This window comes from Bacillus sp. JJ1503 (assembly GCF_036965125.1).
Taxonomy (GTDB): domain Bacteria; phylum Bacillota; class Bacilli; order Bacillales; family Cytobacillaceae; genus Cytobacillus.
This window is the reverse complement of sequence record NZ_JBALOZ010000212.1, coordinates 1-7,784: the sequence shown is the minus strand read 5'-3', so window position 1 is coordinate 7,784 and position 7,784 is coordinate 1. Positions and strand designations below refer to the sequence as shown.

Annotated in this window: 10 protein-coding genes; 3 read left to right on the top strand and 7 right to left on the bottom strand. The window is 34.1% G+C overall.

Going from position 1 to position 7,784, the window contains the following annotated elements; genetic code table 11:
* Positions 1-117: 117 nt before the first annotated feature.
* The 4 genes from V7149_RS16215 to V7149_RS16200 form a co-directional block, all read right to left on the bottom strand.
* Positions 118-531 carry a VOC family protein gene (locus tag V7149_RS16215; protein ID WP_335346644.1) on the bottom strand — a complete coding sequence of 138 codons (414 nt, stop codon included), beginning with the start codon at positions 529-531 and terminating at the stop codon, positions 118-120.
* Between the two features lie 74 nt (positions 532-605).
* Complete coding sequence (locus tag V7149_RS16210; RefSeq protein WP_335346643.1) at positions 606-1,136, bottom strand: hypothetical protein; 531 nt, start codon at positions 1,134-1,136, stop codon at positions 606-608.
* Positions 1,137-1,159: 23 nt separating this feature from the next.
* On the bottom strand, positions 1,160-1,540 hold the full coding sequence (locus V7149_RS16205) for a hypothetical protein (protein ID WP_335346642.1): 381 nt from the start codon (positions 1,538-1,540) through the stop codon (positions 1,160-1,162).
* Between the two features lie 114 nt (positions 1,541-1,654).
* On the bottom strand, positions 1,655-2,074 hold the full coding sequence (locus V7149_RS16200; protein ID WP_335346641.1) for a VOC family protein: 420 nt from the start codon (positions 2,072-2,074) through the stop codon (positions 1,655-1,657).
* A gap of 293 nt (positions 2,075-2,367) precedes the next feature.
* Here V7149_RS16200 and V7149_RS16195 point away from each other — a divergent pair, with 293 nt between their 5' ends.
* A complete protein-coding gene (locus V7149_RS16195; protein WP_335346640.1) occupies positions 2,368-2,661 on the top strand; it encodes a hypothetical protein in 294 nt (97 codons plus the stop codon).
* 146 nt (positions 2,662-2,807) lie between these two features.
* Here V7149_RS16195 and V7149_RS16190 read toward each other — a convergent pair whose 3' ends face one another.
* Entirely contained in the window at positions 2,808-3,197 is a 390-nt protein-coding gene (locus V7149_RS16190; RefSeq protein ID WP_335346639.1) for an iron chaperone, read from the bottom strand.
* Positions 3,198-3,756: 559 nt separating this feature from the next.
* On the opposite strand from V7149_RS16190, the gene V7149_RS16185 reads away from it, so the two are divergent.
* The gene (locus tag V7149_RS16185) at positions 3,757-4,311 is read left to right on the top strand and encodes a copper resistance CopC family protein (RefSeq protein ID WP_335346638.1); all 555 of its coding nucleotides are present in this window, start codon (positions 3,757-3,759) and stop codon (positions 4,309-4,311) included.
* A 3-nt stretch (positions 4,312-4,314) separates the two neighbouring features.
* On the top strand, positions 4,315-5,406 hold the full coding sequence (locus tag V7149_RS16180) for a copper resistance D family protein (RefSeq protein WP_335346637.1): 1,092 nt from the start codon (positions 4,315-4,317) through the stop codon (positions 5,404-5,406).
* A gap of 388 nt (positions 5,407-5,794) precedes the next feature.
* Here the strand turns inward: V7149_RS16180 and V7149_RS16175 are convergent, their stop codons facing one another.
* Together V7149_RS16175 and V7149_RS16170 are read right to left on the bottom strand one after the other, a co-directional pair.
* On the bottom strand, positions 5,795-6,904 hold the full coding sequence (locus V7149_RS16175; RefSeq protein ID WP_335346636.1) for a lactonase family protein: 1,110 nt from the start codon (positions 6,902-6,904) through the stop codon (positions 5,795-5,797).
* A gap of 211 nt (positions 6,905-7,115) precedes the next feature.
* Positions 7,116-7,532, bottom strand: coding sequence for a GNAT family N-acetyltransferase (locus tag V7149_RS16170; RefSeq protein ID WP_335346635.1), 417 nt, complete (start codon positions 7,530-7,532; stop codon positions 7,116-7,118).
* Positions 7,533-7,784: the final 252 nt, after the last annotated feature.

Sequence of the window (7,784 nt, the reverse complement as noted above, 5' to 3'; positions counted from 1 at the left end):
GTATGTTTTTGATAATTAGGGATATTGAAGAAAAGAGCCTGATTGTGGAATATCATAAATACATGTCTAGTTAAAATAACGCCCCGTTAGCTAATAAGAGATTTAGCTTTCTATTTCTTACTCTTTCGGCATCTTGCTCATATCCATATACAACACATTCCAGCGGTGACCATCTAAATCAGCAAAACCGCAGCCGTACATCCAACCTTGGTTCTCCGAGGGCTCACCAAAAATTGTACCTCCAGCATTTACTGCCCTCTTTGCTATTTCATCTACTTCTTCTTTGCTCTCTGCATCAATGGAAAATAATACTTCAGTAGCTTGTTTTGTATCGACTATTTCATGTTTGGTAAAATTTTTGAAAGTAGAAACAGGAAAAAGCATTACGGTAGCATTATTATCTCCGATGACTAATTGCACTTGATCGCTATTGCCAAGTGGTGTATTAGTCGAAAATCCAAGTTTGCTATAAAACTCTTTTGATTTATTTGTATCTTTAACTGGCAAGTTGATCCAAAATTGTTTTGTCATAGTTATTTCTCCTTTTTTCATTTAATTCTACCCGTTACATTAATATATAATACTTTCTTTACTAACCCATTCTCCTAATTTGTACCTACATACTTAAATTCTTCGTTATTCCCAAAAAGAAAAACAATTTCATACTTTCTCTCACTACCATATTGGTCATAACCATAAAGGAAATAGCCGACTTGTGTATTTTCAGGTTGTGGGAGATAAAATTGTAAATACATAGGTAATCCAGCAATTTCTTTTGGAAAATACCGTTCTTTTGGAGCGTCATTCAGTTCAGCAAAATAGATCTTTTCATCAATAACCTCAAAATTAACATCAAATTCACTTCTTAATTTATCGAATTCGTTATTTGCTATATGCTTCAAGATTAACCTTGATTTATGGTCAAACTTTGAAAGATTGCTAAAAGCGTCTGTTAATTTCGTTCTTTCTTTATTCAATTCATCGCTAATTAATTTAAGCTCTTCTTTTAGTTTACTAATCTCTATATCTTTCTCTTCAAGCTGAGCTTCGTATTCCATATCATATTTATCATCTGAACATGCAGATAAAAAACTTTGAATCAGCACAATTCCCAACAATAGAATAAACCGTTTCATTTTATCAACTCCATTGAAGTATCTTAACTTGATAGTTCCATAAAGAATTTTCTAATATCCTCTGGTAATTCTTCTATTGCATGAATTTTTAACTTTGCAGTTCCTGGTGAAGTCATAATTACATAAGACTTTTCGTTAAACTCAAAAAGTGTGAATTGTGCTACTCTATTAGCTGTATTCTCTTGAATATAGTTAAAATCCTCTCTCGATAAATTACTTTCATAACCGTCTAAGAATAGCTTTTGAACTTCCTTAAAGCTGTCTGAAAAAGTTAATTCTTGATACAATTCAAGTGAGTTTTTAGGTTTAAAGAAAGATACATAATAGAATAATCCACCAGCTATTATTAATATGATTACTAAGTAAATAATCCAATCTTTTAGCGTTCTTTTCTTTGTAATCATCGAATTTTCTCCCCCATTTAACTTCAAATCTACTGCCCCTTTAGTACAATAACTTCAACAAAAAAGCGTTAATCCCTTCTTGGATCAACGCACCCGATAGCACAACAATAAATATTATTGTGAGATTAAATATTTTTCTTTGAAAATTGGACTAAGCTCACTCCATACATCGAATTTATTCCCATCTATATCGTAAAAAACAAAATTCCTTCCAGAGTGACCTCTGTTTTCAATTTCTCCAACTTTAATCCCTTTACCTATAAAATCCCTATGTATTGTTTCTAAAGCAACTAAACCATTCACTTCAAATGTTAAAGAAAAACATTCCTCACCATAAATATCAAAAAAATTGGAACTTTGATGTTCTTTTGATTTAACAAGAAAAATGCTTTGGTTTGCAAGATTTAATATTGCTTTATCTTCATCTTTATAGCTTAATTCAGCATCTAATTTATTTACATACCATTCAGATGATAATTCCACATTAGTTACTGGAATATATGTGGTTCCAACCCTTAATAATTTCTCCCTCATTTAAAATCACTCTCCCAAATTCTGATGAGTAAACAATTCCCTTTCTATATACGTTTCTCCTTTAATCGACTCCATAATGTTCATAATTGAACTAACCTGCCCCCTTAGTGAAAAAGCGGCTGTTCTTGTTGAACAATCGCTACCCGTTAGAAGAAAAAATGGCTGCCGATAAGACAACTATATCTTGAACCAACATATAGTGAGTAAAACTACTTTAGCTGGGTAGTATATGTTTGGGATGGTGTGCTTTCATCAATAGCATATTCCCCATTAATAAACAAGGAAGTGAATAGATGAATCAGAGTAACGAACGCAATAACTTTGGTGGAAATGTAGAAGAAAGTGGCAACAATCAGGCTGGTAGTAATGCTAATCAAGATGCGAGTGACTTTGGTGAAGCAGCAGGAATTTTTAATGGAGCCGTTGCGGGTGCTATGATAGGTGCTTCATTTGGACTAATTGGTACTGTAATAGGCGGTGTTTCAGGCGGTGCTATTGGTAACCAGATCGTAGAGGGGGCTGAAGTCGATGACAAAACAGCTTCCACAAATCGTGATGAGAGTAATAATAATTCTATAAATAAGTAGCAGGCACTTTACAAAAATGTATTTGTGTTAATCTCACCAAAAAAGGACCGTCAAAAAGACAGTCTTTTTTTTTTTTNNTTTCTACACAATCTTTATCTTCTTGATATTGGAAAGAAAGCGACTCCTCCTAAATAATATCAATGAAATTATTTCTTCTTTTTTATTTTCTCTTCAGCTTTTCTTTTGTTTTCGTCAACTCTAAATTTTACGATTTTACTAATTAATCCATAAGGGATGGGTTTTCCTATAGGAAATTGTACTGCGCCTTTCGATGTCTTATATCCCGATAATTCCTGTTTAAATGTATTAATTCCGCTTGCAGTTGGATAAAGCCCTATATGGTTTTTGAATGCAGCAAAATGTACCAGATTTCCATTTAAAGCAAAAGTAGGCATTGCATAACTTATTTTTTCCTCAGCATTTGGCGCTGATTCCTTTATAACCTTTCTTATTGTATTTAGTATTTCTTGAATCTCTTGAGGATATTGTAAAATATATTCATCAATTGATTTCGGAATTATGGTTTGTTGTTCCATAGTATTTCTCCTTTTCATAAATAAAGTTTTTATAGTATTTCAAAACATTTTATCATAAGGCTCTGTTAACGTTTAATGTTGATATTATAACGAGAAAAAATATGACATCCAATTATTTGGAAGTTCTATTTTTCGTAGTATGGTCTTATTCAACTATAGCACCCTTTAGCAAAATAACCTCATTCCTACAAATGTATCTTTTAATGACTCGTATTATCTGGTAATTCTTCAACCACAAGAATTTTTAACCTTCAGTTCTTGGAGAAGTCAAGAGTCAAAATCTTCTTTTGTAAAATTGTCTTCATTGCCGTCTAATATAAGTTTTTGTACTTCCTCAAAATCATTTGCAAAATGCAATTCCTAATAGGTGATAATGTTCGTTGAGTTCTTCTGAATGTATTTTAGTCTCTTACTCCACCAACACTAATTCCAGGAGCATTTATAATGAAAATTTGATACAGTAGTTGGGTGATCGCTAAATTTCCTTTATTTTACAAATGTTACTTCATACAAAAATCACATTTTTGTAATATACTAATTNNGTTTAGGAGGATTTATTTTGAAACGTATTTTTACCGCAGCAGCAGTTTTACTAGCAATGTCTATTTCTACTAGTGCGTTTGCTCACTCGCATATAGGAGGATCAAATCCAGCAGATGGTGATGTTGTAACGGAACCATTAAAAGAAATAGTTCTTGAATTTGATGGTAAAATTGAACAAGGTAGCTTTATTGATGTAAAAACGGAAGAGGGGAAAGCAATCGAACTACAAGATATTATTATTGGTGATGGTACATTAACAGGTACTGTTGCTGAGCCACTTCCAAATGACGAATATCAAGTAAATTGGAGTATTATTAGTGCAGACGGTCACCCATTAGAAGGTGAATTCTCATTTACTGTAAATGCGCCAGTTCCTGAATCTGTGGAAGAAGTAACAAAGGAACCGTCAGAAACAACTGAATCAGCTGAGCAATCGACAGAAAATCAAGAAAAAGCAGCTTCAGCGGATGAAGTGGAGAAAGAATCATCTTCTATGACAGCTATTCTTATTGTTCTTTTAGTTATCATAGTAGCAGGTGGTTTCTTCTTACTTACTAAAAGAAAGAAATAATAAATGGGTATATTAGTAATTATTAGTCAGGCACTTTTATATTTATGCTTTTCGGTCTTAGTAGGAAGTTTTTTTCTTCTCCTTGTCCCAAGGAAATATCGTCCTGATATAAAAATTCCAAAGCGCTTATTACTTATTAGCGCCATTATGCTACCTGTTTTCGCATTTATTCCTGTACTTGATATTACGTTATATATTGCTCCACGTTTAGGTTTATTTGAATCGTTAATAATTGTTTTAACAACCTATACAATTGGGACTGCATGGGATTTTACCCTTCTCGTTTCTAGTGTATTAATACTATTAATTGCCTTGGCGAAATCTACTGAAAAGAACATTTTCTCTATTTTAGGAGCATTTCTAACATTTGGATTAATATTAACAGTTGCTTGGTCAAGCCATGCGAGTGCTGTTGATCCAATTATAGGAATTATCAGCGACTTTATTCATTTAGCAGCTGTCAGTGTTTGGGTTGGAATTCTACTTATGATTGGCTGGTGTTCGCTCAATCATAAAAATTGGCTTGAATTTTTAAGCTGGTTTTCCCAGGTTGCTTTTGGCTGTTTAGTTGCTACAATTCTTAGTGGTGTTTTCTTGATGGATATAATGGTCGATGGGTATATTGGTTCATGGCTGGTTTCATATGGACAAGGGTTATTAATGAAACATTTATTCCTACTGCCACTTGTTTTTTATGCATTAGTGAATGGTTTCATTGTAAAATATAAAATTTCAAAAGATGCTACATTCAATCCAATCCCTTGGATTCGTGTAGAAGGCTTTATTTTATTTACAATCTTTACAATTACAGCAGTTTTTTCGCAACAATCACCGCCTCATGGGAATTATTTAACGGGTGATGCGATATCACCTTTATTCAGTCTATTTCACGATGGCATAATCGATTCTGATACTACAATTGGCTTTTTTGTGAACTTAAATACAGTATGGTTCTTTTTTCTTTCTATTCTATTTATGGGGTTAATTGTATTATCATTTTTAAAAAAAGCATCGATTATTATATCTTTTCTTTTTAGTTGCTTATTTGTAACGAGTATATACTTTATGATAATGGTTACTGTGATAATTCGCTAAAAAGAGTGTGACTCAAAAAGTCGCACTCTTTTTTTATTTTCAATTCTGGATATTTTTTAAGTAGTTTTAATAAATAGTGGTAAACAATGACTCCAAATAATTTCCTTCTTAAAAAATTCACCTCATCATTTAGTAAACTTAATAATGACATCAAATTTTTTCAATTGGTGCCACTGTAAATTTTCCATATTGATATAAACTAGTTAGTTTATTACTGAGCGCTGGATGTCCTTCGCTTTTCCCTTACTATAATGAGCTCAAGTACATTTTTTCACAATCTTGCTGGCAATTATGTTGTCTCATAACAAAAGCCACCAGTAAATCGGTACCTTGTTTTTAACAACTCCCGTATTTTTCTATTCCACCCAGTAAGGTGAACCCAAATGAATCACAGAACTGCTAAACCTTGTGACCCAAAGTAAGGAAAATTAGTCCATGCAGCAACCTGCAATCTTGCTAAACTACCATCCTTTTGAATATTAAATACTGACACTGTTCCTTGATTTCCGTTAAGGGTGTAAAAATGCCGTCCATCTTTACTCACTCCAACATCCATCGGCAGGCCTGGTGCTGTACCTGGCGGTGTACTGGTAATATGCCTTACCACCGACAGTGCTCCATTGGGATCAATTCGGTAGGTGGAGATGGTGCCGCTTAAGGTGTTGGTAGTATATGCAAAACGTTCATCCCTCGTTGTTACAACCCAACAAGCAGTCTGATATCCGTTTGGTACAGAGCCGCTAATCACATGAAGGATACCATCGTTGCTCAATGAATAAGATGACAGTGCATTTGAAACTGCTTCTGTAACTAAGAGGATTCCAGACGATAGAAAATAAACTCCCAATGGTCCTTGACCATAAGAATCATTAACGATTGGTCCTGTAACCGTACCATTTTTATTTACAGGGAATACACTGATATGGTTTGATGTAAGCTCAGAGACAACGATTTTACTGCCATCCGGAGTGAAGAGAACCTGCGCCGGTTGAGCATTGAAGGTACTGAGAGAATGGGTGGATCCTGGAATAGGAGTAAGGCTTCCGTTATCATCTATGTGAAAGCCAGTGATATTTGATGCAAAATTGTTTGCGGCATTACCTACATTGGAGACATAGAGAAGATTACCAAACACATCTACGCTATTGGGCTGAGCACCTCCTGATGGCTTTATATCCACGAGTACAGGTGCCCCGCTGTCGGTTATGATGAAACTACTGATACTATGGCTGCCTGCGTTAACTGCAATTAGAAAACGTCCATCACGGGACAAAGTTAGGGCCCCTTGTGACGCTAGGGGATCGACGCCATCATTTGCTGTTGCAGTGGAAACTTCCTTTGTACCAGTACCTCTTCCATAAGTTGGGTAGGAACCCACAAAGGTGAGCATTCCATTCATGTCCATGTAATAGGCAATGATTTGATTCATTACTTCATTATTGGTCATCATGTACACCATACTCGCACGTGCACGAAAATAATTGTTCATTATCTGCATTTTATGACCCTCCTCCTTTCCTAATTTTATATGGTTCTGTTGTCATTATAATTCCCCAATTCATTAAGAAGAGCACATTTCCTGCTCTAGAAATGCGCCCGATTATGGAATAATCAACAACTCTTCTATTAGCTGATATTGAGAAATAAGGAAAGCACAGTTATTTGTATGCCTATTTCACATAATCTCCGTTATCGGAAGTGAAGATTTTCTATTTGACGGTTTTTCTCATGAAGTTAATATCACCAATTTCTTTATTGAATCCCCATTTTTCATAAAAAGATATTTTGTCAGATTTACAATACAATTCAAAGTGTTGCACAGATTGAAGTTTAGGGTGTGTCGTTACTTGATCTAACAATATTCGTCCCAAACCTTTTCCTTGATACTCTTCATGGATAATAACATCGAAAATTAAGGCTTTATAGACAAAATCTGAAAGAACACGTATAAAACCAATGAGTCTATTAGTTTTATTTTCACATATTCCAATGAGGATGTCTGTGTTTTCAAGCATTACCAACACGTCTTCAAACTTTCGGTTATCTGTCCACCATTCTTGTTGGTATAATTCGTAGAGTTCTATGATTTGTTGTTCATCTAGTGTTGAGATGATATTGTAATTCATGTATGTTTCATTCCCTTCAAAACATAAATATATATTTATATATATCATTCACTTTTCAGGTGTACAAATCCTTTTTTGCGATGTTTTACTATGTCAACTATTACGCTCTCTCAATTGTGCTTGATGCTACATAAAAAAGTTGGGGTTAATGCAACCTCTTCCTCAATTAAATGGCCCTTTTCTGGAACAAGTTTTTTGCCCTGAGTAAAAAATAAATTCACCTCTGTTGTCACATATATTATGGAGGTGATT

What these genes read in the sequence shown, in the direction of transcription:
- V7149_RS16215 (WP_335346644.1), bottom strand. Translation starts at nt 531, where the DNA reads ATGACAAAACAATTTTGGATCAACTTGCCAGTTAAAGATACAAATAAA.
- V7149_RS16210 (WP_335346643.1), bottom strand. Translation starts at nt 1,136, where the DNA reads ATGAAACGGTTTATTCTATTGTTGGGAATTGTGCTGATTCAAAGTTTT.
- V7149_RS16205 (WP_335346642.1), bottom strand. Translation starts at nt 1,540, where the DNA reads ATGATTACAAAGAAAAGAACGCTAAAAGATTGGATTATTTACTTAGTA.
- V7149_RS16200 (WP_335346641.1), bottom strand. Translation starts at nt 2,074, where the DNA reads ATGAGGGAGAAATTATTAAGGGTTGGAACCACATATATTCCAGTAACT.
- V7149_RS16195 (WP_335346640.1), top strand. Translation starts at nt 2,368, where the DNA reads ATGAATCAGAGTAACGAACGCAATAACTTTGGTGGAAATGTAGAAGAA.
- V7149_RS16190 (WP_335346639.1), bottom strand. Translation starts at nt 3,197, where the DNA reads ATGGAACAACAAACCATAATTCCGAAATCAATTGATGAATATATTTTA.
- V7149_RS16180 (WP_335346637.1), top strand. Translation starts at nt 4,315, where the DNA reads ATGGGTATATTAGTAATTATTAGTCAGGCACTTTTATATTTATGCTTT.
- V7149_RS16175 (WP_335346636.1), bottom strand. Translation starts at nt 6,904, where the DNA reads ATGCAGATAATGAACAATTATTTTCGTGCACGTGCGAGTATGGTGTAC.
- V7149_RS16170 (WP_335346635.1), bottom strand. Translation starts at nt 7,532, where the DNA reads ATGAATTACAATATCATCTCAACACTAGATGAACAACAAATCATAGAA.